Origin of the sequence: Streptomyces sp. NPDC096310 (assembly GCF_044763125.1) — a bacterium.
Classification (GTDB): Bacteria; Actinomycetota; Actinomycetes; order Streptomycetales; family Streptomycetaceae; genus Streptomyces.
In genome coordinates, this window is the sequence record NZ_JBIWFO010000004.1 from 551,904 (window position 1) to 577,207 (window position 25,304).

Consider the following 25,304-nt stretch of genomic DNA (forward strand, 5'->3'; position numbering starts at 1 on the left):
GACGACCCGCGTCTCTCCGAGGTTCTCCAGGAAACCGCATTCCGCATATGCCCGAGCGTACGCCTGACCTTTACTGAGCGAATACGGGTTCACACAAAGAGGTACGCATCCGGCCAACAAAGCGCCGAAAACCAAGGGGAGGGGGCGCACTCAGCCGAACGCGCCCCCTGTACGGACCGGTCCCCCCGGCCCGCTCCCGGCCGGCGTCCGTTCACCCGGCGGGCCGCTCCGCCCCGGGGACGGCGTGGCCCAGGGGAGGGAATCGGCCATGGTCAGGCCCCTCACATCCGATCCGCACGGCCGTGGGAGCGGCGCGCGGGAGACAGGGCGCGTCCGCCGGAGCTCGCTCACCGTCACCACCGTGCGGGCGGGAACACCCGCCCTCCGGTCATTTGACCGAAAGGTGGTAGGCGATCCGGTAGCGGTCGGCCGGGACCACGACATCCGCCGTCTCCACCGCGCGCCCCGACGCGTAGTACGTCCGCTCCAGGACCATCACCACATGGCCGGGCACGCCGCCGAGCGTGATCAGCTCGTCCGCCAGCCCCGGGCGCGCGCCGACCTCCTCCAGGACGTTGTCCACGACGATGTCGATGGCCGCCATCCGCTCCACCACCCCGCAGCCGCCGAGCGGCCCCTCCTCGGGCAGCATCACCGGCGTACGCCCCGTCACCGCCAGGGGCTCCCAGGAGGTGGAGAGCATCATCGGATCGCCCGCCTCCCGGAAGACGTAGCGCGTACGCATCACCCGGTCGCCGGGCTCGATACCGAGCCGGGCGGCGATCTCCTGCGACGCCTCGCCCTGCTCGCTCCTCGACTCCCACGTGCCCCGCACTCCCGCCTCCGCCTGCTCCTGGCGGAACGGGCTGGACCCCACCGGCGGCCGGTAGCCGGACCGGGCGATCCGGCGCGGCACGGGACGCTCCCGTACGTACGTACCCGACCCGGAGCGGCCCTCCACCAGGCCCTCGGCCATCAGCACCTTGCGCGCCTCCAGCGCGACCGTGTCGGAGACGCCGTACTCCTGGCGGATGCGGGCCTGCGACGGGAGGCGGGTGTGCGGGGGCAGCGCGCCATTGACGATCTTCTCGCGCAGATCACTCGCCACGCGCAGATAAGCGGGCTGCTCACCGAAGGCCACGGGCCACTCCCATCAGGTTGACAGACAGCAACAGATTGGCAACCGTCGGTTGTGGACCGCAAGCGTGGGCCAGGGTTTCACTCGAAGTGATGATTTGCGTTTACGCTGCGGCTTCCCGGAGGAACCGCCCCACCGCCGGTCCCCGCGCCGCGCGCGCCGTGCCGGGCCGCTGGGCACGCCCTTCCTACCGTCGTACCCGTGACCCCCTCCCCTTCCCCCTCCCCGCGCACCCGGCTCGCCGCACCGCTCGTCGTCGCCGTCACGCTGCTGCTGGCCGTCCTGCCGCCCTCGTACGCGGACCCCGCCCCTGGCGCCCGCACCGTCCCCGGGCCCGACACGCCGTCAGAGCCGCCCTGCGGGCAGGAGACCGGGCCCGGCTGGTCCCCCACCGCCACCCGGTTCGATCCCGCCGGCAGCTACCACGCCTACACCGGCAACGGTTATCTGGGCGTCCGCGTCCCGCCCACCGGCGCCGGGTACGACGAACCGGGCGGCGCGACGGGGTGGCCGCTGTACACGCCCCGCTACGACGGCGCGTTCGCCGCCGGGCTCTACGCCCACGAACCGGACATCACCGCCGACCGCCAGGTGATCGCCGCCCTGCCCACCTGGACGGCGCTCGACGTCCGCGTGGGCGACGAGACCTTCGGCCCCGGGAGCCGGATCTCCCACTACCGCCAGCGCCTGCTGCTGCGCTGCGGGGTCGTCGTCACCAGCCTGCGCTGGACCACCGCCGACGGCCGCGCCACCGATCTGACGTACGAAGTGCTCACCGACCGCTCCGACGCGCACACCGGCGCCGTACGGCTGCGGCTGACCCCGCACTGGACCGGCGGGGCCACCGTCACCGGCGCGCTCGACTGGCGCGGGGCGCGCCGGCTGACCCGTACCGGAGGCGACGCGGAGGCCGACACCTTCCGTGCCAGGGGCACGGGGACGGCCGGCGCGATCGCCGCGGTGGCGCGGCCCGCGCTCCGGGGGCCCTTCGCCGTGCGGGCGGACCGTACGTACACCTTCGTGAAGTACGTCGGCGTCAACACCGCGCTGACCGCACGCGATCCGCGCGCCGCCGCCGTCGCCACGGCCCGGCGCGCGGCCGCCCGCGGCTGGCCCGTGCTGTTCGCCGCCAACGCCGCCGCCTGGGCGCCCCTGTGGTCCGCCGACATCGATGTCCTCGGACGGCCGGACCTGGGGGCGTGGCTGCGCGCGGCCCGGTACGGGCTGCTGACCGGCGCCCGGGAAGGCAGCGCCGACAGCATCGCGCCGACCGGGCTGAGCAGCGACAACTACGCGGGCCTGATCTTCTGGGACGCCGAGATCTTCATGTTCCCGGCCCTGCTGGCCACCAGCCCGGAACTGGCGCGCTCCGTCGTCGAGTACCGCCACCGCACCCGGGAGGCCGCCGCCGAGAACGCCGCGAAGCTCGGCTTCAAAGGGCTCTTCTACCCGTGGACCAGCGGCGGTTCCGGCTATCTGTGGACGGAATGCCAGTCCTGGAACCCGCCGCACTGCGTCACACAGAACCATCTCCAGAGCGACATCGCCCTCGCCGTCTGGCAGTACTACGAGGCGACCGGGGACCGCGACTGGCTGCGGGAGCGCGGCTGGCCGCTGCTGAAGGGCATCGCGGAGTTCTGGGCCTCCCGGGTCACCGCCAACGACGACGGCACCTACTCCGTCAAGGAGGTGGCGGGCCCCGACGAGTACAGCAACGGCGTCACGGACGGCGTCTTCACCAACGCGGGCGCCGCCACCGCGCTGCGCCGCGCCACCGAGGCCGCCGCGCTCGTCGGTGAGGAGCCACCCGCCGCGTGGACCCGTATCGCGGACCGGATCCGTATCCCCTACGACGCGGAGCGCGAGATCTACCTCCAGTACGCGGGGTACGACGGCTCGCGCATCAAACAGGCCGACACCGTCCTGCTGACCTATCCCCTGGAGTGGCCGATGCCCCCGGGCGCGGCGGCGGCCACGCTCGACCACTACGCGGAGCGCACCGATCCGGACGGGCCCGCCATGACGGACTCGGTCCACGCGATCGACGCGGCGGCCGTCGGGGAGCCGGGGTGCGCGACGTACACGTATCTCCAGCGGGCGATCCGGCCCTTCGTCCGGGGCCCGTTCGCGCTCTTCTCCGAGGCACGCGGCGACAAGGCGGGCGCGGACGATCCCCTCTCCGGCTCGCCCGCACAGGACTTCCTCACCGGCAAGGGCGGCTTCCTCCAGGTCTTCACCCACGGTCTGACGGGGCTCCGACCGCGTACGGACGGCGTACGGCTCGACCCGATGCTGCCGCCGCAGCTCGCGCGGGGTGTGACCGTACGGGGGCTGCGCTGGCGGGGGCGTACGTACGACGTGGCCCTCGGCGCGTACGAGACGACGGTACGGCTGAGGTCCGGCGCGCCGTTCACCGTGCACACCCCGGCGGGCGACCGCCGGCTCGACTCCACGCTCACGCTGCCCACGCGCCGCCCCGACCTGGCCGCGACGGAGAACGCGGCCCGCTGCCGACCGGTGAGCGCCACCTCGGAGCAGCCGGGTCTGTACGCGGCGGCGGCGGTGGACGGCAGTCCGGCCACCGCGTGGGTCCCCAAGGACACCACCGCGGCCCTCACGGTCGATCTGGGGCGCCCGGAGCAGGTCGTCTCCGTCACCCCGCGGTGGACGGACACGCCCCCCAAGGGGTTCGAGATCGAGACATCCACGGACGCGGCCCACTGGGGGCCGCTGCGGCCGGGCGCCCCGGCCCGCCACATCCGGGTCACGCTCCACGCCGAGGCGGCCGGCTCGGACGCGGGCATCCGCGAACTGACCGTCAGGGCCGCCCGTACCGGCGGCGCGGCACCGGCGGCGGGCACTTCCGGTTGAGAATTCACACACCCGGGGGCTGGATTGGTAAGGCTTGCCTTATATGCTGCCTTCGCTCCCGGAGTGACAGATGTCCCTGCGGGCATCACCCGGCCCGTACAGAAGGACCTGTCCCATGCGCACCACCACCCGCGGCGTGCTCGCAGCGCTCGCCCTACCGCCCCTGCTGGCCGGCTGCTTCGCCGCGAGCCCTGACTCCGCCTCCGGCCAGGGGTCCGGTCCTGACGGCACGAAGCGGCTGCGGGTCGCCCTCGCCGTACCGCCGGTCCAGGCGCTCTCCCCGTACAGCAACGACGCCACCGTGCTCAGCAAGCTCTCCGTCGCCGAGGGCCTGACCGCCCTCGGCGCCGACGGCACCGCGAAGGCGGCGCTCGCCACGTCCTGGAAGCGGACCGACGCCACCACCTGGACCTTCGAGCTGCGCAAGGCGTCCTTCCAGGACGGCACCGACGTCACCGCCGCCGCCGTCGTGAACGCGCTCGACCACGCGGGCGCCGCGAAGACCACACCGCGCGTGCTCAGCGACATCACGCTGACCGCGAAGGCCGAGGGCACCGGCACGGTACGGATCACCACCAGCGCGGCCGACCCGGTGCTGCCGCTGCGCCTCGCCAGCCCGGCGCTCGGCATCCTCGCCGCCGGCGCCTACGCGAAGGACGGCGCCGTCCATCCGGCGGGCAACGGCACAGGACCCTTCGAGATCACCAAACTCACCGGCACCTCCAAGGCCACCCTCCGGCGCTTCGACCACTACTGGGGCGGCAGGGCGAAGGCCCCCGGCATCGACGTCTCCTGGATCGCGGACGGCACCGCCCGCGCCAACGCGCTGCGCGCGGGCGACGTGGACATCGCCGAGTGGATACCCACCTCGCAGGCGAAACTCCTCGACGGGAAGACCCGGCACGAGGTGCCGTCCGTACGCACCGACAGCCTCGTCCTCAACACCGCGCGCGGCATCTTCACCGCCGCCCCGCTGCGCGCCGCCGCCCGCGAGGCCGTGGACGGCTCGGCGCTGGTCGACTCCGTCTTCGGCGGGTACGCCGACGCGCCGAAGGGGCTCTTCGGCCCCGGCATCCCCTGGGCGGCGGGCGACCGCGTCGCCGTGACGGGCCGCGCCGGGGCCGCGACCGCGGCGCAGGTGAGGTCCGCGACGAAGGGGAAGACGCTGCGCCTGGCCACGTACACCAACCGCGGCGAACTGCCCGAGGCCGCGACCGTGCTCCAGCAGCAGCTGGAGAAGGCCGGGTTCACGGTGAAGCAGGACGTCCGCGAGTACACGCAGATGGAGGCGGACCTGCTCGCCGGGAAGTACGACGCGCTGGTCTTCTCCCGCGTCACGCTGCTGGACACCGGGGACGCCGTCTCGTACCTCGCCAGCGACTTCACCGGCAAGGGCGTCTACAACATCGCCGGGCTCAAGGACCCGGCCGTGGACCGGGCCATCGCGGCGGCCGCCGAGGAAGGCGACACCGAGCGCAGGCGGCAGAAGATCATGGCGGCCGAGGCGGCGGTCCTGCGCACCGACGCCGTCGTACCGCTGGTCCACGAGAAGGTCGTGCAGGGCATCGCCACCGGTGTCGAGGGCGTCCTCCTCGACCCGCGCGAGCGCTCCCTGATCGACACCGACACCCGCCTGCGCTGAATGGCCGTCACCACCGGCACCACCGGCCCCGCCCCGTACCGCCGCCTCGCGTGGCGGGCCGGGGCCGGCCGGCTGGCCGCCGGCGCCGCCCTGCTGGTCACCGTCGCGCTGCTGCCCTGGCTGTCACGCACCGACCCGGCGCTGACCGTGCTGCGCACCCGGTCGGCCGAGCAGGACCCGACACCGCAGGCGCTCGCCGCCGTACGGGAGCAACTCGGCCTGGACGACGGGCCGCTCGCCCTCCTCGGCCGCTGGCTCGGCGGCCTGGCGCGCGGCGACGCGGGCACGTCATGGGTGTCGGGCGAACCGGTGCTGCCCGAGGTGACCGCGGCCTTCGGGATCTCGGGGACCCTGGTGCTGGGCGCACTGCTGGTCACGGCCCTGGTCGCCGGGGCGATCTGCGCCCGTACGCTCCTGCTCGGCTCCCGGCGGAAGCTGCGGTACGGCGGGGCGGGCGGAGTGGCGGCGCTGCTGGCCGCGCTGCCGAAGTTCCTGCTGGCGTCGACGCTGGCCACGGTGTTCGGGGTGGGGCTCGGCTGGTTCCCGTCGAGCGGCTGGGACGGCCCGGGCTCGATGGTGCTGCCCGCGCTGGCCCTCGGGGTGCCGTCCGGCGCGATGATCGGCGGGCTGCTGGAACAGTCACTGCCCGCCGCGTTCAACGAACCCTGGGCGCGCACCTGGCACGCCGCCGGCTTCCCGCCCGGTCACACCGCCCGGCACGCGCTGCGCCGGACGCTGCCCGGAGTGCTCCCGCAACTGCTGCCCACGCTCGTCGCGCTGGTCGGCGGCGCCGTCGCGGTGGAGAAGATCTTCAACATCCCGGGGCTGGGCCGGCTCGTCCTGGACGCCGCCGTCGCCCAGGACCTGCCGCTGCTCCAGACCGGCACCCTGACGCTGATCGTGCTCGGCACCGGCGCGGGCCTCGCCCTGGGCGGTCTGCGGCGCGCTCTGCTCGGCCCCGCGCTGCGCGCCGGCGCGCTGCCCGCCCTGCACCGGCCGCCGCTGCCCAGGCGGCGTTCCGTACGGTACGCCGCCTGGGGCTGCGCCCTCGTCCTGGTGGCCCTCGTCACGGCGGGGGCGCTACGCGATCCGCTGCACGTCGACACGGCCGCGCGGCTGCTGCCGCCGTCCGCCGCGCACCCCCTGGGCACCGACGCGCTCGGCCGTGACCTGCTGGCGCGGATCGGCCACGGCGCGCTCCGCACGGCCCTCGTCGCGCTGGCGGTGACGGCGGTGAGCGCGCTCACCGGGGTGCTGCTCGGGCTGGCGCCGCGGGTGAGCGCCGGACTGACCGACGTGGTGGCGACGCTGCCCGCCGTTCTGGCCGGGCTGCTGGTCACGGCGGTCACCGGGCCTTCGGTGTACGGGGCCGCGCTGGCGGTCTGCGTGGTCGGCTGGAGCCCGTACGCCGCCCAGACCGCGGCGCTGCTGGAACAGGAGCGCGCGAGCGGCCATGTCGCCGCCGCGACGGCGCTCGGCGCGGGGCCCGGCCAGGTGCTGCGCCGCCATCTGCTCCCCGCGCTGGTCCCGCCGCTGCTGCGCAACGCCCTGCTGCGGCTGCCGACGGCGGTGCTGGTCCTGGCCTCGCTCGGCTTCCTGGGCCTGGGCGAGCAGCCGCCGGCCCCGGAGTGGGGACGGCTCCTGTCGGAGAACCAGCCGTACGCGGAACTGGCCCCCTGGACCGTCCTGGGCCCGGCCGCGGCGCTGGCCCTGCTCGCCGTCCTGGCGGTCACGGTGGGCGGGGAGGGGCCGCGCCCGGGTCGGCCCCGACGGTTCACCACGGGCCGCCGCGGGTGAACGGGGCGGTCCGTACATCGAGCCACTCCATCCCGGCCCACGCGGCGAGGGCGAGCACCGCCACCATGACGAGCGCGGCCGCCCCCTCCCTGGCCCGCAGGACGCCGGAGACCAGCGCCCACACGGCGAGGGCGAGCGCGGGCATCCCGAAGAGCAGGAGGGGCAGTTCGACGTAGACGAGGCTGAGATCCCGCTCGCCCTCCAGCCCGCCCCGTACCCCGGGCCCGGCCCCGGCCGTCCACACCGCGGCCCCCACCAGGAACCCGCCCACCACGGCCAGGCAGCCGGCCCACCCCAGGGCGGCCGGCTTCCCGTCTCCGTACCTCTCACGCAGCGTCATCATGGCGAGGGACGCGCGGCCGGGCGGCTCCGGTTCCCGCGACCGCCGCTCAGGACCGGCGGCGCGGCTTCCCGCGCTTGGCCGGCTTGCCGGCCCCGGACCTGCGCCCCGCGCCGGCCCCGCCCGCACTCCGGGACGCCGGCTTCGGGGCGGGCTTCGACTTCGGCTTCGCGGCGGAGGCGGAGGCGGGGGCAGGGGTGGACGCGGGTGCGGGACGCCCCCGGGTGCTGTTGACGGTCCGCCCCCGGACGATCCCGATGAACTGTTCGACCAGGTCGGTCGTCTCGTCCTCCAGCCACGACAGCGCCACCCGCGACTCGGGGGCGTCCGTCACCGGCCGGTACGTGAGGTCCCTGCGGTGGTGCAGCCGGGCCAGCGACTGCGGCACCACGAGCAGCCCCACCCCCGCCGCGACCAGTTCGACGGCGTCCGCCGTCGTCGCGGGCCGCTCGACCGCCGGCAGCCCCGGCGGGCGCTCCCACTCCAGGGTGTCGTCGAGCGGGTGCAGCACCACCTCGTCGGCCAGATCCGCGGCGCAGACCTCGTCGACGGCGGCCACGACATGATCCTTGGGCACGATCACGACGGTCGTCTCGGTGTAGAGGGGGATCGCGCTGAGCCCCGTCCGGTCCATCGGCAACCGCACGAGCCCGGCGTCGGCGCCCCGGCCCCGCAGCACGCCGGGCGCCTCGGCGGCGGACACCCCGTCGACGGCCAGCGGGACCTCGGGCAGCCGCTCGTGCCAGATCCGCACCCACTTGGTGGGCGTCACCCCCGGTACGTAGGCGAGCCTGAATGAGGGAGATGTGTCCGAGCCTGTCACCCGGCCAGGTTACCGGCCGTGGTCGGAAGCCGCTCACACGCTCGATACGCTTGACTTCATGACATCGCACAAGACCACTGTCCAGACGATGAAGCCCGCGACCGCGGCGAAGAAGCTGGGCGTGTACCTGGAGGCCACCCCCGCGGAGTTCCAGGAGGGCGTCGTCTCCCGCAACGAGCTGAACGCACTGCAGACCGACCCGCCCGAGTGGCTGACGACCCTCCGCCGCACCGGCCCCCACCCCCGCCCGGTCGTCGCGGCCAGGCTGGGCGTCTCCATCGCGGGCCTCGCCCGCGGCGGCGTGACGGACCCCCTCACCACGGAACAGATCGACGCGCTGAAGGCGGAGGGCCCCGAATGGCTGGTCCGGGAACGCGCCACGCAGGCCGAGGTCCGCAAGGAGGCGGCCCGCATCAAGGAGAAGAACGCGGAGCGCGCCGCACAGTCCCCCGGCGACCGCTCCTGATCCGTACGGCCCTTCACCCGTACACCCGTACGACCGTGCGGTCCTCCCGGCCCTGATCTTCGATCCCGACGGCCTCGTGATCACCGTTGACCCCCGTGATCACAAGGACGTTCGACAGCCACCGGTTGTCACCGGCTGTTGCCGCGGCCTCGCGGACAGTCGTAGGCTGAGGATTTGCCTCAGCGGCAACCCGGCCGGTGTCATGGCCCGTTCGCCGCGCGAGGTCGTGCACCCGGCGTCACGCGTCGGGCCGGCATGCGACCGCGTGCCGGGCCGTCTGGGACGTCGTCACAGCTCACGGGGGAGGTCGTGGCCATGCCACCGGTCCAGAAAAGTCTGCGCAGAGCGTTAGGGAGCTGGGAAGAGGGGCGCGGCTTCGAGGACAAGGGGCAGTTGGTGGGCGCGGCCCACTCGTACACCCGTGGGCTCGGCAGCTTCCTGACCTACGTGAAACTCGCCCCCGATCTCCAACTGGCCCCCGCCTACCACGCCTTCGGCGCCCTCGGCCGCGAAACGGCCCGGCTGCTGGGCCCGTCGAACCGGTCCGCCGCGCTGCGGTACGCGCGGATGGCGCTGGCCGCGTCCCATCTGGCCGATCCGACGCGCGGCCGGATCGAGCTGATCGAGCGGGCCGTACGGGAGGACCCCGACCGGCGCCTCCGGCTGATCTCCCCGGGCCCGGGCGCCGCGCCACTGACCCCCGAGGCGCGGATCGCGGGCGCGGCGGACGCGCGGGACCTGCTGGCCGCCCTGCTCGGCGGGGACACCCGGCCCGGCCCCCAAGAGCTCTGGCCGATCGGCAGCGGTGCCCGTCTCGGCCCCGGACCGATCGGCTACTGGAAGGAGCGCAACCGTTTCATGCGGGCGACCGTGCCCGGCTGCGAGGACCTGGACGAGCGCCGGGAGGGAGCGGCGCTCCGGTCGCAGGCCGATGCCGTACACCGCGAACTACGGCGCGCGGCACCACAGTTCCACCCGGGGCCGCGCCCCGACCGCGGCAGCGTGTCCGGCGGCCCGTACCGCCGGACACCCGGCGGCGAGCGGCCCGGAACCTCCCGGGACCGGGGGAATGCGGACCGGTCGCGGCGCGGATGGGGGCCGGAGTGAGTCCGCGGCGGATACGGCCCCATCTGCACACCGCGCTCGCCGCCTGGGAACGGGCCAGGACCGTCGCGGAGAGCGCCGACCCGCTGCGTACCGGCCTCACCTACCACCGGGCCGTCCAGCATCTCCAGTGGTACGTCAGCCTGTTGCGGACCGCGCGCGACCCCGCGTTCGGCGACGAGGTGAGCGCCGCCTGCCACGCGCTGTCCTTCCTCGGCCGGGAGGCCCTGCCGAAGGTCAGGGCGGCGCGCGCCACGCGCCAGGTCGTCGTCCACGCCCGGATCACCCTCGCCGCCGCCCATCTGGCCGACCCGGCGCACGGCGACCCGCACCGGGTCCCCGAGGTGTGGGACGGGCCCGTGCTCGACCGCCTCGCGCCGGACGGTGTCGGCGACGTGACGGTCGCGGAGCGCGTCCGCGCCGCGGCCGACGTCCGCCTGCTCGTGGCCGAGCTGTTCGCGGGCCATCCGCAGGTCGCGGTCCCCACGGGGGGCCGCTGGGCCGTCACCGGGACCGTCCGCACCGGAATCGGCGCACCGTACCGGGACCGGCACGACTTCCAGCGGGCGGTGCTGCCCAGTTGCGCACAGCTGGACGCGTCCGGTGAGGCCGTACAACTCGGTTACGAGAGCGTCCGGTTGCACGCGGCACTGGCGCGGGAGCTGCCCGGGCACACCGGGGAGTACGACCGCGCGAAGCGGGCCCTGGAATCCCTCGCGGCCCGCGTCGGCGTGACCGCGCCGACCGTGCGGTGAGCCGGGGGCGAGACGGCGGTGTCGCAGTGGGCACAGGCGCTCGGGGCGCTGGCCGCCCTGGTCATGGTGGTCTTCGGCGGCGCCAACTGGCGCTTCCCGTTCCTGGAGCGGTACGGCAACTTCGGGTTCGGCGTCGCCATGCTGACGTGGGTCTGCGCCAGGTTCGACGGGGCGGGCGGCCGGCAGCCCGAGTGGTACGACACGGCGGGGTTCTCCGCCATGGCGTTCGTCGGTGTCTCCCGCGTGGTCCGGCTGTCGCGGAACGGGACGGGCTCCGCGACCGGCGACACCGTGACCGGCGAAGGCGCCCCTCTGCACGCCGCCGACGCCGAGAACAATCTGCGTTTCTACTTCCGGCACGACGCGCTCCCCGCCCTGCACAAGGCCGTCGACGACTACCGTGCCGCCGTGCGCGCCACCGAGGGCGCTCCCGGTCAACTCCGCCACCAGGCCCAGCTGCTGAAGACCCTGCGCATCCGGTACGAGCGGCTGCGGGACCGCGCCGATCTCGACGAGGCCGTGGAGCTCGGCCGCCGGGCCCGCACACGGCGCGGCGCCCGGTCGCACCGGGCGCTGCTGCTGACCGAGTCGAGCACGGCGCTGCGGCTGCGCCACGACCACACGGGAGCCTCCGAGGACCTGGCGCGGGCGCGCGACCACGGCGCGGCGGCGGTCGCTCTGCTGCACCCGCGCCATCTCCTCTTCCCGCTGTGCGCGTCCCGTCTGAGCCATGTGCTGTTCAGTTCGTACGAGCACACCGGCGACCCGGGCGGCCTCGACGACGCCCTCGGCCATCTCCGCCGGGCACTGGACTCGGCCGCCCGGCGCGGCTACGCGCGGACCGCGGACGAGATCCGGCTGTGCTTCCTGCTCACCGAGCGCGGGCGGCGGACGGGGAGCGCCGGGGATCTCGCCGAAGCCGTCGCGACCGGCGACCGTACCCTGGCGCGGATCACGCCCAAGGACCCGCTGTACACGTCCTGTCTGCACCATCTCTCCGTGGCCGTACGCGCCACGGGCACCCGGTGGGAGCGGGCCGAGAACCTGGCGCGCCGGGCACTGCTCGGAGTGGCCGACGGCGCGCCCGAGCAGGCGCGGGCGCAGCTCAACCACGCGCTGGCCCTGTACGACCTGTACGGTGCGCGCGCGGAGCCCGGCAGTCTGGCCCACGCCCTGGCGCGGGCGCGCGCGGCGGCCCTGCATCCCACCGCCGACCTGCCGACCCGGATTCGGGCCGGCCTCGTCTGGAGCGACATCTCCGTCGCCGGGCACCGGGACGGGGAGGCGGTGGAGGCGGGAGAGGCGGTGGAGGCGTTCGAGAGCGTGATCGGGCTGCTGCCGCAGCTCGCCTCGCAGGAGTTGTCACGAGCCGATCAGGAGGGCCGGATCGCCCGCTGGGCGGGGGTCGCGGGCCCGGCGGCCACCAGCGCCGTGGCGGCCGGTGAGCCCGCGAAGGCCGCCGTCCTGCTGGAACACGGCCGGGGGGTGCTGATCTCGCGCACCCTCGCGCTGCGTACCGACGCCGGAGCGCTGCGCGCGGCGCACCCGCGGCTCGCCGTCGAACTCGACGCCCTGCGCCGGGAATTGACCTCACCGGCAACGGGCCGGGACCCGGAGACCCAGCGGTCCGTGCGCCGGGAGCGGGAGGGCCGCTGGGAGCGGCTGCTGCGGGAGATCCGCTGCCTGCCGGGGTTCGAGGACTTCGCCCAGCCGCCCACCGAGGCCCAGTTGCGTGCCATGAGCGCGTCCGGCCCGCTGATCTATCTCACGGTGACGGCGCACGGCTCGGCCGCGATCGCGGTGACCCCGGACGGGATCCGGGCGGTGCCCCTACGGGTCACCCCCGAGGAGGTGGCGGAGCGGGCGCGGGTGCTGCGGTTCTGTTTCGCCCCGGAGCGGGTCGGCAAACACACGTTCCAGGGCCCGGCCTTCGAGGTCCTGGGCTGGATGTGGGACCGGATCGTCGCCCCCGCGCTCTCCGCGGCCTTCCCGGAGCACACCGCGCCCCCGTCCCCCGGCGGTCGCCCGCCACGGGTCTGGTGGGTGCCGACCGGGCCTCTCGTGGAGCTGCCGCTGCACGCGGCCGGCCACCACCGCGGCGGCGGCCCCGCCCTGCTCGACCTGGCCGTCTCCTCGTACGCTCCGACCGCGCGGGCGCTGGCGGCGGCCCGCGCACGGTCCGGGCCGGCGCTGCCGTGTGGCAGCCGGCTCGCCGTCGCCGTACCCGCCGCGCCGGGGTTCACCCCGCTGCCGCGGTCCGTGCGGGAGGCCCGGCTCGTCGGCCGTTCGGCGCCCGGTGCCCTGACCGCCCTGACCGGCGGGGACGCGACGCGTGACCGGGTCCTGGCGGAGCTGCCCCGGCACGTGTGGGCGCACTTCGCGTGCCATGCCGTCCCGGATCGGACGACGCCCTCGCACGGCAAGCTGGTGCTCCCCGACCATCTGGACACCCCGCTGACCGTCGCCGACATCTCCGCGCTCGATCTGCGCGGCTCGCGCCTCGCGTACCTCTCGGCGTGCGAGACGGCCGTGACCGGTCCGCGCCACCGGGACGAGGCGATCCACTTCGCCTCGGCGTTCCAGCTCGCGGGGTTCCCGCATGTGATCTCGACGCTGTGGCGGGTGCCCGACCGGATCGCGTACGACCTGGCGGACACGATGTACGAGGGGTTCGCGGCGGCCCCGGAGGGCACGGAGGTCGCCCGGGCCGTCCACGACGTGACCCGGCTGACCCGCGAGAAGATGTGCCCGAACCTGCCGGGGATCTGGTCGGCGCCGGCACACGCGGGGCCCTGACCCGGGCGCGCGCCGCGCACCTCACTCCCCGTCCGGCACCTGCGGCGGGTCCTCCGGCCCGGCCGGCGCTCCGCCCCGCGCGGGTCCGGCACTCGCTGGGTCCGAGGGCGCCACGGCCGGCTCGGGAACGCCGTCGACCGGCGAGTGGCCGCGCCCGTCGAAGGCGTCGGCCTCCTGGAGTTCGCGTTCGTACGGGGTCAGTTCGGGTTCATCGGCGTCCACGGGCCGACCGCCTTCCTCATTCGCCGGATCCATCACTCCCGCCCCTGTCCGTATCGCTGTCGCCGCCGGGCGGCGCGGGAGCCTCCGGCGGCAGCAGGACCTCCAGGACGTCCGTGTCGGCGGCCCGCACATACAGCCCGCCGCTGCCTTCGATCCGCCGGTCGAAGCTGCCGTCAGGCCGCATCAACCAGGCCGATTCCAGGAACAGTTCCGCCGGGTGCGGATACGAGGTGGCGTACGAGCGCGTGCCGTACCAGCCGCCGACCCAGACACCGTCCCGCAGCCGCAGCCGCAGCCGCACGAAACAGGAGCCCCGTTCCTGGAACATCCGGTCCCACGCGGTCGGAGTGGCGCGATACCGCACGGCGGTCACCTTACGGCGCTGCCAGTAGGTCACGGCCGCCGCGACGACGGCGGGCGCCGCCACGAACAGCCCGAGAACGGCGAGCCCGGCGAGCCGGGGCCGACCGCTGAGATGGGACCACCCCTCGCGGTCGACCCCCTGCACCAGCCGCATGAGCTGCGGCCCGAAAACGATCAGGTACAGAGCGTCGAGCACCACGGACGCGGCGAGCGCGCGCATGACCCGCTCCCCGAGGTTGCGCTCCCCCGGCGTCGGACCGCGCCAGAACTCGCGCAGGAACTGGTAGACGATCCCGGGCAGTACGACGAGGACGAGCAGCGCCAACTGCACCACCGTGGACGGGGCGCCCGCCATCACACACCCCCCGGCCCGATATCGGGATCCCGGGCCAGCCGCGCGGTCGCGAGGGCCGCGGCGGACAGCGCCGCGACCAGGGCGAGCGAGAAGACAACGATCCAGGGCTTGCGGTACGCCACCCAGGAACCGGCCTGCTCGAAACGGACGTTGGCCACGACCAGCAACCCCAGCGCACCTGCCCAGGCCCCGGCGAGCACACTGCGCCGCACGGTCGTCAACTCGGCCAGCAACAACGCCCCGGCCCCCACCCCGGAGACCCCGCACACCAGCGCTCCGCCCCCGCCGCCCAGCAGCACCAGGCCGCCCCCGGCGAGCCCGGCGGCGCACAGGGCCGTACGGCGCACACGGCCGCGCCGCAACGCGACACCGAAGGCGGCGGCCACCAGCAGATCCCCGGCAATGAGATACGTGTCCACACCGCCCCCGTCTCCCGGTATGTGCGCCCGGCGCTCTCCGGCTCTGTGCCGTATGCCCGGGAACGGCCCGAAGTCCGCACGGGCAGCCTACGACAGCCGGGGATGGATCCGTCCGGAACGGCACCAGGTACCGCGGGGCGCCCTCCTCCAAGGACCGACAGGTCACTTCAGGTTGTCGCGGAAGAACCTGGTCAACTTGGCGAAGGGGATGAGGTTGACGCGGTCGTAGAGGTCGACGTGGCCGGCGCCGGGCACGACCACCAGCTCCTTGGGCTCGGCGGCGAGCCGGTGGGCCTCGTGGCTGAACTCCCTGGAATGGGCCTGGTCACCCGTGATGAAGAGCATCGGACGGGGCGAGATCGTCTCGATGTCGTTGAACGGGTAGAAGTTCATGAACTTGCTGTTGCTGGTGAGCGTCGGGTGCGTCGTGGTGCTCGGGTGATTTCCCCTGGCGGTGCGGTAGAAGTCGAAGAATTCGCGATCGACGTCCGTCGAGTTCTCGTTCAGCTCCTCAGGAGTTCCGCCCGTGTACTCGGTCCTGCCACCCACGAATTCGGCATCGCGCTGCCGCGCCGCCCGTTCGAGAGTCGCCTGTCGCTGTTCGAGGGTGACGGAGTGGTTGAGGCCGTTGCGGTTCGCGGCGCCCATGTCGTACATGCTGACCGTCGCGACGGCCTTGATACGCGGGTCGATCTTGGCCGCGCTGACGACAAAGCTTCCACTGCCGCAGATGCCGATCGCGCCGATCCGCTCCCTGTCGATGAACTTCTTCGTACGCAGGAAGTCCACCGCGGCGCTGAAGTCCTCGGCATAGACCTCCGGAGAGACCATGTTACGAGGACGGCCGGCGCTCTCACCCCAGAAGGACAGGTCGAGAGACATGGTGACGAATCCCTGCTCGGCCATTTTCGTGGCGTACAGATTCGCGCTCTGTTCCTTGACCGCGCCCATGGGATGTCCGACGACCATGGCCGGATACTTCGTCCCGCGATTCAGGTCCTTGGGGACGAACAGATTTCCCACGACGGTCATCTGGTACTGGTTCTTGAAGGAGACCTTCTGGACCGTCACCCTGTTGCTGGTGTACCAGTTGTCGGCACCGTTGGACGTGTCGCCGGGCGGCAGGTCCGGCTTCTTCCGGTTCACCGCCGACGAGGACGCGGCGGCTTCCCCGCTCCCGGTCCAGCCTGTTGCCGCCAGGACGCCGACCGAGGCGGCACCGGCCGCGGTCAGCTTGATCAGGCTACGACGCTGGAGCCTGCGCGGCCCGGGTGTCGCCGCGTTCTCCTGGTCACCGATGTCAGATGTGTTGTTCATCGTTGCTGCTCCTTGACGGTGCGAAGGGAAGGTTTCGCCGGGGAGGGGCATGGACCGGCCGGACGGCACCTTTCCGGGCGCCTCTGGAACAGTGCTTGATGAGGGCCTGGAGTTTCTGCGGTGTTGCCGTCGAGGCGCGCCGGCGCGCCGAAACCGAGTCCGCGGGAATTCCCCATGCCGACTCGTGCGGTCAGCATGACATCGGTCGCACGCCTCGCGGGAGGGAGAGATTCCTCCCTGGATGCTTTACTCCTGCTTTTGAAATACCTCACGTTATGGATGAAGGGGCGATGTGGCCGCGGGCCGCTTCAGCGGAGCGAGGAGGAGGCCGACATGTTCTGGTCGGCGGCCCAGGAGGCGAGGGTGCGCAGCCGCTCGTGGGTGGGAGAGCCCGGGGCGGCGGTCCAGACGGTCAGGTGCTGGTCGGGATCGGTGTTGGCGGTGAGGGTGTCCCAGTCCAGGACGAGTTCGCCGACGACCGGATGGTGGAGGGTCTTCGTGCCCACCGTGCGGGCGGCGACCTTGTGATCGCCCCACCACTGGGCGAACTGCGCGTCCCGCGTGGACAGTTCACCGACCAGCTCGATCAGCCGCGGGTCCTCGGGATACGCCGCCGCCTCCATCCGTAGCTGCGCCACGGCGATCCGCGCCGAGGCCTTCCAGTCGGCGTACAGGCCGCGCATCGCCGGATCGATGAAGACGAGCCGCGGGTAGTTGCGGTGCTTCTCCGGAATACGGGCGAAATCGGTGACCAGCGCGGCAGCCAGTGCGTTCCACGCCAGGATGTCGCCGCGCCGCCCCTGCACGATGGCCGGGGTGGCGCTGAGGTCGTCCAGCACGCGTTGCAGTTGCGGCTGGACCTTCTGCCTGCCAGGCCGCCGAGCGCGGGCGGTGGGCCTGCCCGCGAGCCGGAAAAGATAGCCCCGTTCGTCGTCGTCCAGGTGCAGTACCCGGGCGAGGGTGTCCAGCACAGGAGCGGACGCCTGCATACGCCCCTGCTCAAGGCGTGTGTAGTAGTCGGTGCTGATCGAGGCGAGCTGGGCGACCTCCTCACGGCGCAGCCCGGTCACCCGGCGGGGCCCGCCCGTCTCCGGCAGCCCGACCGTGCGCGGGCTCAGCTCGGCGCGACGCTTCTTGAGGAATTCTCCCAGTTCATTCAGGGTGGCGTTGCTGGTCATGCTTCCCAGCATTACACCGTTCCCTCCCGGGAAAGGGGGAGAATTTCCTCCCAGGATGTTTTTCTCCCCGGATAGATCCCTCCGCTTTTCGCGCCCGCCCTCGCGTGTGAGGCTCGATGTCGAGCAGCTCTTCCTGACTTTGACCGCGGCTCACCGCACTCGTACCGAAGCCCCCGTACGCGCCTACCGCAAGCCTGACCCGTGAACCGCCCGTCCCCCTCCCCACCAAGGACTCACCGTGACCACCTTCGCCCTCATCGGCGCCGGCCCCGGCCTCGGGCTCGCCACCGCCCGCCGCTTCGGAACCGCCGGCCACACCGTCGCCCTCATCTCCCGCAACGTCCAGCGCCTGGACGACCTGGCCGCCGCGCTGGCCCATGACGGCGTTCAGGCCCGCGGCTTCGCCGCCGACGTCCTCGACCCCGCCTCCCTGACCGCGGCCCTGCACACGGCGGCCGACACCCTGGGGCCCGTCGAGATCCTCCAGTACAGCCCCGTGCCCCGCGCCGACTTCATGAAGCCGGTCCTCGACACCGGCGCCGACGACCTCGACGCCCCGCTCGCCTTCTCCGCCAAGGGGCCCGTCACGGCCGTGAACGCCGTTCTGCCCGGCATGCGTGAGCTCGGCCGCGGCACCCTGCTCTTCGTCAACGGTTCCAGCGCCGTACGCCCCAACCCGAACGTCGCGGGCACCTCCATCGCCTTCGCCGCCGAGAGCGCCTACGCCCGCATGCTCCACGACACGCTCGCCCCGGAGAACATCCACGCCGCCCAGCTGATCGTCCCCGGAGCCATCAGGCCCGACTCGGAGCACAGCAGCCCCGAGGCCCTGGCCCAGCTCCTCCACGACATCCACCGCGAGCGTGACGGCTTCCGCCACTATTCCGAGCCCCTCCCCGACTGAATCCCCTGGACGCCCCGTGATCCCGGCCGCACTTCCCGCCCTCGCCCGTGCGGTCACAGCCGCCGCCCTGCTGATGGCCGTCACCGCCTGCACCGAAGACTCGACGCCCTCCCCGGCGCCGTCCTCGTCGTCGGCCTCGTCCCTGCCGGCGGGCACGCCGGAGCGGCCGGCGACAGGTCCCGCGCCCACCACACCCTCCGGCAGGTCCTCCGCCTTGAAGATCCGGATCACCATCGACGGCACCCCGGTCGACACCACGCTGAACAACAGCGACGCCGCCCGTGACTTCGCCGCCCAGCTCCCGCTCACCCTGAACCTGACCGACTTCCACCAGAACGAGAAGATCGCCGACCTGCCTCGTCGGCTTTCCACCTCCGGCGCCCCGAGCGGAGTCCATCCCCGTACGGGCGACCTCGCCTACTACGCGCCCTGGGGCAACCTCGCCATCTACTACCGCGACGGCTCGCCCAGCGCCGGCAACGACCTGATCATCCTGGGGCACCTGCCCGAAAGTGCCACCGCGCGGCTCGCCGGCGACGACGAGGTCGGCGTCACCATCGACAACGTCCCCTGACCGTTCCGGCCGCTGCCGCACGCACCGGCGAGCCCGCCCGTATCCCACATCATCGGACGGCGTCGCATCACTGGGTCCGGCCGTCCTCCGCCACAAGCCGACGCGTGTTTCCGCCGCACCGAACGAGAGGACCCGCCATGAACCCCACCTACGACTTCACCGGACAGGTCGCCCTGGTCACCGGAGCCGGCTCCGGCATGGGGCTGGCCACCGCCCGCGCCTTCGCCGAGTCCGGGGCCGCCGTCGCCCTGACCGACATCGACGAAGCCACCCTGCACGCCGCCGCGAGGGACCTCACCGACGCCGGCCACCAGGTCCTCGCTCTCACCTGCGACGTCAGCGACGAGGACCAGGTCGCCGCCGCGGTCGACCGTACGGTCGAGACCTTCGGCCGTCTCGACATGGCCTACAACAACGCAGGCATCCAGATCCCGCCCAGCGACGCCGCCGACGAGCCCGCCGAACGGTTCGACCGTGTCAACGCCATCAACCTCCGAGGCGTCTGGGCCTGCATGAAGCACGAGCTGCGGCACATGCGCGCCCAGGGCAGCGGCTCCATCGTCAACTGCTCCTCGCTCGGCGGCCTGGTCGGCCTCCCCGGCCGCGCCTCCTACCACGCCTCCAAGCACGGAGTGATCGGCCTGACCACCAGCGCGGCCCTCGAATACGCCCCCCGTGGCATCCGCGTCAACGCCATCTGCCCCGGCACCGTCAACACGCCCATGGTCAGCGACATGATCGACAAGGGTGAGCTCGATCGCGCCGAGGCCGAGGCCAACCAGCCCATCAACCGGCTCGGCACCGCCGAGGAGATCGCCCAGGCCGTCCTGTGGCTGTGCAGCCCCGGCGCAGGCTTCGTCGTCGGCGTCGCCCTCCCCGTCGACGGCGGCTACGTCGCCCGGTAGACACCGGCCACGACACCCGCGTCTCCGCACGGGGAGCGAACGGCGACCTACCTCCCCGGCATGACGCCCACCGTGCGGCCGCGGCCCGAAGTGCCCGGCTCCCGCTGGGCAGTGCGGTGGATCGGGCCGGCGATCCGGGACAGTGGCAGTCCGGTGCCCGCGTTGGTGTGGGCGATGATCTCCGCCGCCATGGAGACGGCGGTCTCCTCCGGCGTGCGCGCTCCGAGGTCGAGGCCGATGGGTGAGTGCAGCCGGGCCAGCTCCTCTTCGCGCACGCCGGCCTCGTCGAGCAGGCGCAGGCGCTCGTTGTGGGTGCGCCGGGAGCCCATCGCGCCGATGTAGCCGACGGGCAGCGTGAGTGCGAGGCTCAGGAGGGGGATGTCGAACTTGGCGTCGTGGGTGAGGACGCAGACGGCGGTACGGGCGTCCACCTCGGTGCGCTCCAGGTAGCGGTGGGGCCAGTCGGCCACGATCTCGTCCGCGTACGGGAACCGGGCCTCCGTGGCGAAGACCGGGCGGGCGTCGCACACGGTGACCCGGTAGCCGAGGAACCGGCCGGCCTGGCTGAGGGCAGCGGCGAAGTCGACCGCGCCGAAGATCAGCATGCGCGGGCGCGTCGTGTGCACGTGGACCAGTACGGACAGCCGCTCCGGACACGTCGCGGCGTCCCCGCCGATCTCCGCCCGGGCGGTGCGGCCTGCCCGCAGCAGCGCCCACGCCTGTGCGCCGACCTCCCGCCGTACCGCTCCGGTCAGCGTGCCGTGATGGACGCCTCCCGCCGCGTCGACGTACAGCATCCGTCCGAGCAGTTCCTCCGGGCCGTCGACGACCTGTGCCACGGCGGCGGGCCGGCCCTCCACGACCTCGGCGAGGGCAAGGCCGAGGTGGGGCAGGGCGGTGGGGTCGACCCGCCGGACCAGGACGTCGAGTTCGCCGCCGCAGGTCAGTCCGGCGGCGAAGGCGTCGTCGTCGGAGTACCCGAACCAAGCCCGCCGCGGGGCGCCCGCGTCCTTGAGCACCTGCCGGCACAGTTCGTAGACCGCTCCCTCGACGCAGCCGCCGGAGATGCTGCCGATCGCGTTGCCCTCGGCGTCGACGGCGACCGAGGTACCCGTGGGCAGGGGTGCGCTGCCGCGGACGCCGACGACGGTGGCCAGGGCGAAGGGGCGTGCGTCGCGGCACCAGCGGTGCAGTGTTTCCGCGATGTTGAACATGGGTGGGTCTCCGTGTGGGGCGAGGGGATCGGAGAGTCGGGCGGGCCGCCGCCGCGCGCCCGGCGGGGGGCGTGTACGCGGCGGCGGCCCCGGGAAAGTCCGGCAGCCGGACGGGGGCCGGACGGCAGCCGGACGGGGGCCGTCTGGCGGACGAGCAGGCGCACCTCGGCGGCCCGGGGCGCGCCCCGGCTCAGAGCAATGCCTCGGCGGTGATGGGCAGTTCCCGGATCCGGCGGCCGGTGGCGTTGAAGACCGCGTTGGCGATGGCGGACGCCACGCCTACCTGGACGATCTCTCCGACCCCCTTGACGCCGAGCGGGTCGGCCCGCATGTCCTCGCCCTCCAGGTAGATCGCCTTGAGGTCGGGGATGTCGGCGTTGACCGGGACGAGGTAGTCGGCGAGGCCGGAGTTGACGATACGGCCGTCACGGTGGTCGGTGACGGTCTGCTCCAGCAGCGCCTGGCCGATGCCGCCGACCATGCCGCCCAGTGCCTGGCTGTCGGCGAGTTTGGGGCTGACGATGCGGCCCACGTCGTACACGCCGAGCATCCGCCGCACCCGCACCAACCCCAGCGTCGCGTCCACCGCCACCTCGGTGAAGACCGCGCCGTAGGAGAAGTACGAGTGCCGCTCGGGATCCGGCGGTCCGGTGTACGAGCCGTCGGCTTCGAGGCGGGTGAGGTTGTTGCGGGCGAGCAGCCGCTGATAGGTCTCGCCGCGCGCCGGGTCGCCCTGTACGTGCAGCCGCCCGCTGCGCACCACGATGTCCTCGGCCCTGACGCCGTACAGCGGCGATCGTTCGTCCTCGACGGCCAGTTCGACCGCCTGCCGACGCACCTTGTCGCAGGCGTCGAGGGTGGCGGAGCCGACGCTGGCCATGGTCATCGAGCCGCCGTGCGGCGGCGTCTGCGGATACAGGGAGTCGCCGAGCCGGAAGGTCACCGCGCGCATGGTCAGCCCGAGCGCGTCGGCGGCGACCTGTGTCTGGGAGGTGTAGGTGCCCGGTCCCATGTCGCTGGAGGCGGCCTCGACCACGGCGGTGCCGTCCGCGTCCAGGCGGGCCCTGGCCTGGGCCGGGGCGCGCCCGGGGTCGTACACGGCCGCGGCCATGCCCAGACCGATCAGCCGATCGCCGTCCCGTGTCGAGCGGGGTTTCGGGTTGCGCCGGTCCCAGCCGAACTCCCGGGCGCCCACGGTGTAGCACTCGCGCAGCCGACGGGTGGACCAGGGCAGCCCGTTCGACTCGTCCTCGGACGGCTCGTTGCGCAGGCGCAGTTCGATCGGGTCGATACGGAGCCGGTCGGCGAGTTCGTCCATGGCCGACTCGATGGCGAAGGACGCGTTCGCGAAGCCCGGACCGCGCATCCAGATCGGGGTGTTCACGTCCAGGGGTACCTTCCGGTACGCCTGGCTGACATGGGGCGTGCTGTAGAACATCTGGCCGGCGAGCATGATGGCCTCTTCGAACTTCTCGTACGACGAGGTCTCCGCGTCCATCTCGTGCACGGCGGCGGCCAGTCGGCCCCGCCGGTCGCTGCCCAGGCGCAGCCGGTACTCGTACGAGGGCCGGAAGCCGGTGCCGAAGTACTGCTGCTTGCGGCTCAGGACGACTTTGACGGGGCGTTTCGTCTCACGGGCGGCAAGTGCGGCGACCACCGTGTGCGGCCAGCAGCGCAGTCCGCTGCCGAAGCCGCCCCCGACGAACGGCGAGATGACCCGTACGGATTCCATGGGCAGGCCGAACACCGTGGAGAGTTCGGTCTGGGTGCCCACCACCCACTGCGTCTTGTCCCATACGGTGAGCTTGTCGCCGTCCCAGCGGGCGATGGTGGCGTGCGGCTCCATCGGATTGTGGTGGTTACGCGCCATGCGGTACGTCAGGTCCATCCGCACCGCCGCGTCGCGCAGCCCGGCCTCGGCGTCACCGCGCGCGTACGTGGTCGGCTCATCCGCCGTGGCACGGCGCATGTCGGTGGAGGGCCGCCGGGCGTCGTAGCCGACCTCGACCAGGCTCGCGCCGTGCTGTGCGGCCTCCGCGGTGGTGGCGATGACGACGGCGACCGGCTGACCGTGGAAGAGGACCTTGTCGTCCTGGAAGACCCGCAGCCGGCGGCCCTGCGGGTTGTTCGATCCGGGATTGTCGCGGTACGGCAGCTTCGGCGCGTCGCGATGGCTGATCACCCTCAGCACGCCCGGATGGGCCAGCGCGGCGTCCGTCCCGACGGACGTGATGCGGCCGAGGCCGATGCCGCTGTCGACGATCACCGCGTGCAGGACGCCCTCGACGTCGTGCTCGGCGGCGTACAGGGCCTGACCGGTGACCTTCAGCCGCCCGTCCACCCGGGACAGCGGCGCACCCACGGCGGCCCGGGGCTGGGGACTCACTTCGCACCTCCTACGACGCGTAGCTGACGCTCGACGGTCCGCTTGAGCAACTCGGGCTTGAAGCCGTTGTGCCGCAGCGGACGTGCCCCGTCCGCCGCCTTCTCGGCGGCGGCTGCCCACAGGGCTCGCGAGGGGCGTTCGCCGACCAGGTGCCGCTCCACTGCGGGCAGCTTCCAGGGCACGGTGCCCACCCCGCCGGCGGCGACCTTCGCCTCCTGGATCACCCCGCCGCGCACATGCAGCGCGACGGCCGCCGAGGTGAGGGCGAACTCGTAGGACTGGCGGTCGCGCACCTTCAGATAGCCGGACCTCAGCGGACGAGGCAGGGCGGGTATCTCCACCGCCGTGATCAACTCGCCCTGCCGGAGGGCGTGTTCACGGTGCGGTGTGGTGCCGGGCTTGAGGAGGAAGTCGGCGAAGGGGATACGGCGTTCCCCGTCCGGGCCGAGCAGGTGCACGGCCGCCTCCAGTGCGGCGAAGGCCACGGCGACATCGGAAGGGTGGGTGGCCACGCAGGCGTCGGAGGTGCCGAGGATCGCGTGGGTGCGGTTGTGGCCTTGCAGCGCGGCACAGCCGGAGCCGGGGTCACGCTTGTCGCAGTCGGCGGTCACGTCACGGAAGTACGTGCAGCGGGTGCGCTGCATGATGTTGCCGCCGATGGTGGCCATGTTCCGCAACTGGGCCGACGCGCTCAGTTCCAGCGACTCGGAGACGACCGGGTACAGGGCGCGCACCTTGGGGTGGGCGGCGGCCTCGGCCATCCGCACCAGCGCGCCGATACGCAGCCCGCCGCGCTCGGTGACGGTGACCTCGCGCAGGGGCAGGTCGCTGATGTCGACCAGCGTCTCGGGGCGCTCGACGGTCTCGCGCATCAGGTCGACCATCGTGGTGCCGCCGGCGATGTAACGGCCGCCACGACGACCGGCGTGGAGAGCCTCACGGGTGGTCGTGGCCTTCAGGAAGGAGAAGGGATGCATCGGGTCCTCACTTCCGTCCGGCGGTCTGCTCGACCGCGCGCACGATCTTCACGTAGCAGCCGCAGCGGCAGATGTTGCCGCTCATCCACTCCCGGATCTCGTCCCCGGAGCCGGTGTGGCCCTCCTGGATGCAGCCGACCCCGGACATGATCTGGCCGGGTGTGCAGTAGCCGCACTGGAACGCGTCCTGGTCGATGAACGCCTGTTGCAGCGGATGGAGCCGCTCACCGTCGGCGAGCCCCTCGACGGTGGTGACCTCGGCGCCGTCGAGCCGCACGGCGAGCAGCAGGCAGGCGTTCTGCCGCCGCCCGTCGACCAGCACCGTGCAGGCGCCGCAGGCCCCGGCGTTGCAGCCCTTCTTGGAGCCGGTGAGGCCGAGGTGCTCGCGCAGCAGATCCAGCAGCGAGGTCCGGTTGTCCACCGTCACCGTGTGCCGGCGGCCGTTGACCGTCACGGACACGCGGCTGGAGGTGCGAGCCTCGGCGGCGGCCTGGCCCGATCCCCCGGCCGGCGCTCCTGCGAGCACACCTCCCGCGACGACAACACCTCCGACGGCGGTGCTGGTGGCTATGAAGGTGCGCCTGCTCGGCGACGTGGCGGACGCGGTGGATGGGGTGGACGGGGAGGACGTGGTGGATGGGGAGGGGGGCGGGGCCGCGGGTTCGGTTGACATGTGTACGCCTTCGTATCGTGGACGAGTCAGTCGTACGTTCCATGGGCGAATCAGTCGTACGTGCCGGCACGGGCGGGCAGGGCCG

22 protein-coding genes are annotated in these 25,304 nt (G+C 73.1%); 10 read left to right on the forward strand and 12 right to left on the reverse strand.

Annotated features, from left to right (window positions below; all coding sequences use genetic code 11):
• Positions 1 to 388: 388 nt before the first annotated feature.
• Positions 389 to 1,141 carry a GntR family transcriptional regulator gene (locus tag ACIQ7D_RS13415; RefSeq protein ID WP_403936876.1) on the reverse strand — a complete coding sequence of 251 codons (753 nt, stop codon included), beginning with the start codon at positions 1,139 to 1,141 and terminating at the stop codon, positions 389 to 391.
• A 198-nt stretch (positions 1,142 to 1,339) separates the two neighbouring features.
• Between ACIQ7D_RS13415 and ACIQ7D_RS13420 the strand changes: the two genes are divergently transcribed.
• The 3 genes from ACIQ7D_RS13420 to ACIQ7D_RS13430 all read left to right on the forward strand — a co-directional run bounded on the left by ACIQ7D_RS13420 (position 1,340) and on the right by ACIQ7D_RS13430 (position 7,448).
• Positions 1,340 to 4,009, forward strand: a complete 2,670-nt coding sequence (locus ACIQ7D_RS13420) for a discoidin domain-containing protein (RefSeq protein ID WP_403936878.1) — start codon at positions 1,340 to 1,342, stop codon at positions 4,007 to 4,009.
• A gap of 115 nt (positions 4,010 to 4,124) precedes the next feature.
• Positions 4,125 to 5,651 (forward strand): ABC transporter substrate-binding protein, encoded by a 1,527-nt coding sequence (locus ACIQ7D_RS13425; RefSeq protein WP_403936880.1) that lies wholly within the window; start codon positions 4,125 to 4,127, stop codon positions 5,649 to 5,651.
• Positions 5,652 to 7,448, forward strand: coding sequence for an ABC transporter permease subunit (locus ACIQ7D_RS13430; RefSeq protein ID WP_403936882.1), 1,797 nt, complete (start codon positions 5,652 to 5,654; stop codon positions 7,446 to 7,448).
• On the opposite strand, the gene ACIQ7D_RS13435 is transcribed toward ACIQ7D_RS13430, so the two are convergent.
• Together ACIQ7D_RS13435 and ACIQ7D_RS13440 are read right to left on the reverse strand one after the other, a co-directional pair.
• Complete coding sequence (locus ACIQ7D_RS13435; RefSeq protein WP_403936884.1) at positions 7,426 to 7,788, reverse strand: hypothetical protein; 363 nt, start codon at positions 7,786 to 7,788, stop codon at positions 7,426 to 7,428. The two genes, ACIQ7D_RS13430 and ACIQ7D_RS13435, sit on opposite strands and share 23 nt — an antisense overlap.
• Before the next feature lie 49 nt (positions 7,789 to 7,837).
• Complete coding sequence (locus tag ACIQ7D_RS13440; RefSeq protein WP_403936886.1) at positions 7,838 to 8,611, reverse strand: LysR family substrate-binding domain-containing protein; 774 nt, start codon at positions 8,609 to 8,611, stop codon at positions 7,838 to 7,840.
• 58 nt (positions 8,612 to 8,669) lie between these two features.
• Here ACIQ7D_RS13440 and ACIQ7D_RS13445 point away from each other — a divergent pair, with 58 nt between their 5' ends.
• The 4 genes from ACIQ7D_RS13445 (at position 8,670) to ACIQ7D_RS13460 (ending at position 13,732) form a co-directional block, all read left to right on the forward strand.
• The gene (locus ACIQ7D_RS13445) at positions 8,670 to 9,077 is read left to right on the forward strand and encodes a DUF5997 family protein (protein WP_403936887.1); all 408 of its coding nucleotides are present in this window, start codon (positions 8,670 to 8,672) and stop codon (positions 9,075 to 9,077) included.
• A gap of 315 nt (positions 9,078 to 9,392) precedes the next feature.
• Positions 9,393 to 10,184, forward strand: coding sequence for a hypothetical protein (locus ACIQ7D_RS13450; RefSeq protein ID WP_403936889.1), 792 nt, complete (start codon positions 9,393 to 9,395; stop codon positions 10,182 to 10,184).
• Complete coding sequence (locus tag ACIQ7D_RS13455) at positions 10,181 to 10,936, forward strand: hypothetical protein (RefSeq protein ID WP_403936891.1); 756 nt, start codon at positions 10,181 to 10,183, stop codon at positions 10,934 to 10,936. The genes ACIQ7D_RS13450 and ACIQ7D_RS13455 overlap by 4 nt, the downstream gene beginning before the upstream one ends.
• Positions 10,937 to 10,954: 18 nt before the next feature.
• Positions 10,955 to 13,732: a CHAT domain-containing protein gene (locus ACIQ7D_RS13460; RefSeq protein ID WP_403936893.1), complete on the forward strand. Its 2,778-nt coding sequence runs from the start codon at positions 10,955 to 10,957 to the stop codon at positions 13,730 to 13,732.
• 21 nt (positions 13,733 to 13,753) lie between these two features.
• On the opposite strand, the gene ACIQ7D_RS13465 is transcribed toward ACIQ7D_RS13460, so the two are convergent.
• From ACIQ7D_RS13465 to ACIQ7D_RS13485, 5 genes are all read right to left on the reverse strand, one after another.
• A complete protein-coding gene (locus tag ACIQ7D_RS13465; protein ID WP_403936895.1) occupies positions 13,754 to 13,954 on the reverse strand; it encodes a hypothetical protein in 201 nt (66 codons plus the stop codon).
• 16 nt (positions 13,955 to 13,970) lie between these two features.
• The gene (locus ACIQ7D_RS13470; protein ID WP_403936897.1) at positions 13,971 to 14,672 is read right to left on the reverse strand and encodes a DUF6338 family protein; all 702 of its coding nucleotides are present in this window, start codon (positions 14,670 to 14,672) and stop codon (positions 13,971 to 13,973) included.
• Positions 14,672 to 15,091 (reverse strand): hypothetical protein, encoded by a 420-nt coding sequence (locus ACIQ7D_RS13475; protein WP_403936898.1) that lies wholly within the window; start codon positions 15,089 to 15,091, stop codon positions 14,672 to 14,674. The genes ACIQ7D_RS13470 and ACIQ7D_RS13475 overlap by 1 nt, the downstream gene beginning before the upstream one ends.
• A 162-nt stretch (positions 15,092 to 15,253) precedes the next feature.
• Positions 15,254 to 16,408 carry an alpha/beta hydrolase gene (locus ACIQ7D_RS13480; RefSeq protein WP_403936900.1) on the reverse strand — a complete coding sequence of 385 codons (1,155 nt, stop codon included), beginning with the start codon at positions 16,406 to 16,408 and terminating at the stop codon, positions 15,254 to 15,256.
• A 308-nt stretch (positions 16,409 to 16,716) separates the two neighbouring features.
• Positions 16,717 to 17,586 carry a helix-turn-helix domain-containing protein gene (locus tag ACIQ7D_RS13485; RefSeq protein ID WP_403936901.1) on the reverse strand — a complete coding sequence of 290 codons (870 nt, stop codon included), beginning with the start codon at positions 17,584 to 17,586 and terminating at the stop codon, positions 16,717 to 16,719.
• Positions 17,587 to 17,824: 238 nt separating this feature from the next.
• Here ACIQ7D_RS13485 and ACIQ7D_RS13490 point away from each other — a divergent pair, with 238 nt between their 5' ends.
• The 3 genes from ACIQ7D_RS13490 to ACIQ7D_RS13500 all read left to right on the forward strand — a co-directional run bounded on the left by ACIQ7D_RS13490 (position 17,825) and on the right by ACIQ7D_RS13500 (position 19,969).
• Positions 17,825 to 18,490: an SDR family oxidoreductase gene (locus tag ACIQ7D_RS13490; RefSeq protein ID WP_403936902.1), complete on the forward strand. Its 666-nt coding sequence runs from the start codon at positions 17,825 to 17,827 to the stop codon at positions 18,488 to 18,490.
• A 16-nt stretch (positions 18,491 to 18,506) separates the two neighbouring features.
• Complete coding sequence (locus tag ACIQ7D_RS13495; RefSeq protein WP_403936903.1) at positions 18,507 to 19,064, forward strand: cyclophilin-like fold protein; 558 nt, start codon at positions 18,507 to 18,509, stop codon at positions 19,062 to 19,064.
• Between the two features lie 137 nt (positions 19,065 to 19,201).
• Complete coding sequence (locus tag ACIQ7D_RS13500) at positions 19,202 to 19,969, forward strand: SDR family NAD(P)-dependent oxidoreductase (RefSeq protein ID WP_403936904.1); 768 nt, start codon at positions 19,202 to 19,204, stop codon at positions 19,967 to 19,969.
• A gap of 47 nt (positions 19,970 to 20,016) precedes the next feature.
• On the opposite strand, the gene ACIQ7D_RS13505 is transcribed toward ACIQ7D_RS13500, so the two are convergent.
• The 4 genes from ACIQ7D_RS13505 to ACIQ7D_RS13520 form a co-directional block, all read right to left on the reverse strand.
• The gene (locus tag ACIQ7D_RS13505) at positions 20,017 to 21,183 is read right to left on the reverse strand and encodes an XdhC family protein (protein ID WP_403936906.1); all 1,167 of its coding nucleotides are present in this window, start codon (positions 21,181 to 21,183) and stop codon (positions 20,017 to 20,019) included.
• Between the two features lie 190 nt (positions 21,184 to 21,373).
• Positions 21,374 to 23,569, reverse strand: a complete 2,196-nt coding sequence (locus ACIQ7D_RS13510) for a xanthine dehydrogenase family protein molybdopterin-binding subunit (RefSeq protein WP_403936908.1) — start codon at positions 23,567 to 23,569, stop codon at positions 21,374 to 21,376.
• Positions 23,566 to 24,546, reverse strand: coding sequence for an FAD binding domain-containing protein (locus ACIQ7D_RS13515; RefSeq protein WP_403936910.1), 981 nt, complete (start codon positions 24,544 to 24,546; stop codon positions 23,566 to 23,568). Before ACIQ7D_RS13515 ends, ACIQ7D_RS13510 begins: the two co-directional genes overlap by 4 nt.
• A 7-nt stretch (positions 24,547 to 24,553) precedes the next feature.
• Positions 24,554 to 25,219, reverse strand: a complete 666-nt coding sequence (locus ACIQ7D_RS13520; RefSeq protein WP_403936911.1) for a (2Fe-2S)-binding protein — start codon at positions 25,217 to 25,219, stop codon at positions 24,554 to 24,556.
• Between the last annotated feature and the right edge of the window lie 85 nt (positions 25,220 to 25,304).

Bases quoted from the DNA above. Each gene is read 5' to 3' on its own strand.
- ACIQ7D_RS13520 (WP_403936911.1), bottom strand. From the start codon at position 25,219: ATGTCAACCGAACCCGCGGCCCCGCCCCCCTCCCCATCCACCACGTCC.
- ACIQ7D_RS13515 (WP_403936910.1), bottom strand. From the start codon at position 24,546: ATGCATCCCTTCTCCTTCCTGAAGGCCACGACCACCCGTGAGGCTCTC.
- ACIQ7D_RS13425 (WP_403936880.1), top strand. From the start codon at position 4,125: ATGCGCACCACCACCCGCGGCGTGCTCGCAGCGCTCGCCCTACCGCCC.
- ACIQ7D_RS13500 (WP_403936904.1), top strand. From the start codon at position 19,202: ATGAACCCCACCTACGACTTCACCGGACAGGTCGCCCTGGTCACCGGA.
- ACIQ7D_RS13430 (WP_403936882.1), top strand. From the start codon at position 5,652: ATGGCCGTCACCACCGGCACCACCGGCCCCGCCCCGTACCGCCGCCTC.
- ACIQ7D_RS13445 (WP_403936887.1), top strand. From the start codon at position 8,670: ATGACATCGCACAAGACCACTGTCCAGACGATGAAGCCCGCGACCGCG.
- ACIQ7D_RS13450 (WP_403936889.1), top strand. From the start codon at position 9,393: ATGCCACCGGTCCAGAAAAGTCTGCGCAGAGCGTTAGGGAGCTGGGAA.
- ACIQ7D_RS13505 (WP_403936906.1), bottom strand. From the start codon at position 21,183: ATGTTCAACATCGCGGAAACACTGCACCGCTGGTGCCGCGACGCACGC.
- ACIQ7D_RS13480 (WP_403936900.1), bottom strand. From the start codon at position 16,408: ATGAACAACACATCTGACATCGGTGACCAGGAGAACGCGGCGACACCC.
- ACIQ7D_RS13435 (WP_403936884.1), bottom strand. From the start codon at position 7,788: ATGACGCTGCGTGAGAGGTACGGAGACGGGAAGCCGGCCGCCCTGGGG.
- ACIQ7D_RS13485 (WP_403936901.1), bottom strand. From the start codon at position 17,586: ATGACCAGCAACGCCACCCTGAATGAACTGGGAGAATTCCTCAAGAAG.
- ACIQ7D_RS13470 (WP_403936897.1), bottom strand. From the start codon at position 14,672: ATGGCGGGCGCCCCGTCCACGGTGGTGCAGTTGGCGCTGCTCGTCCTC.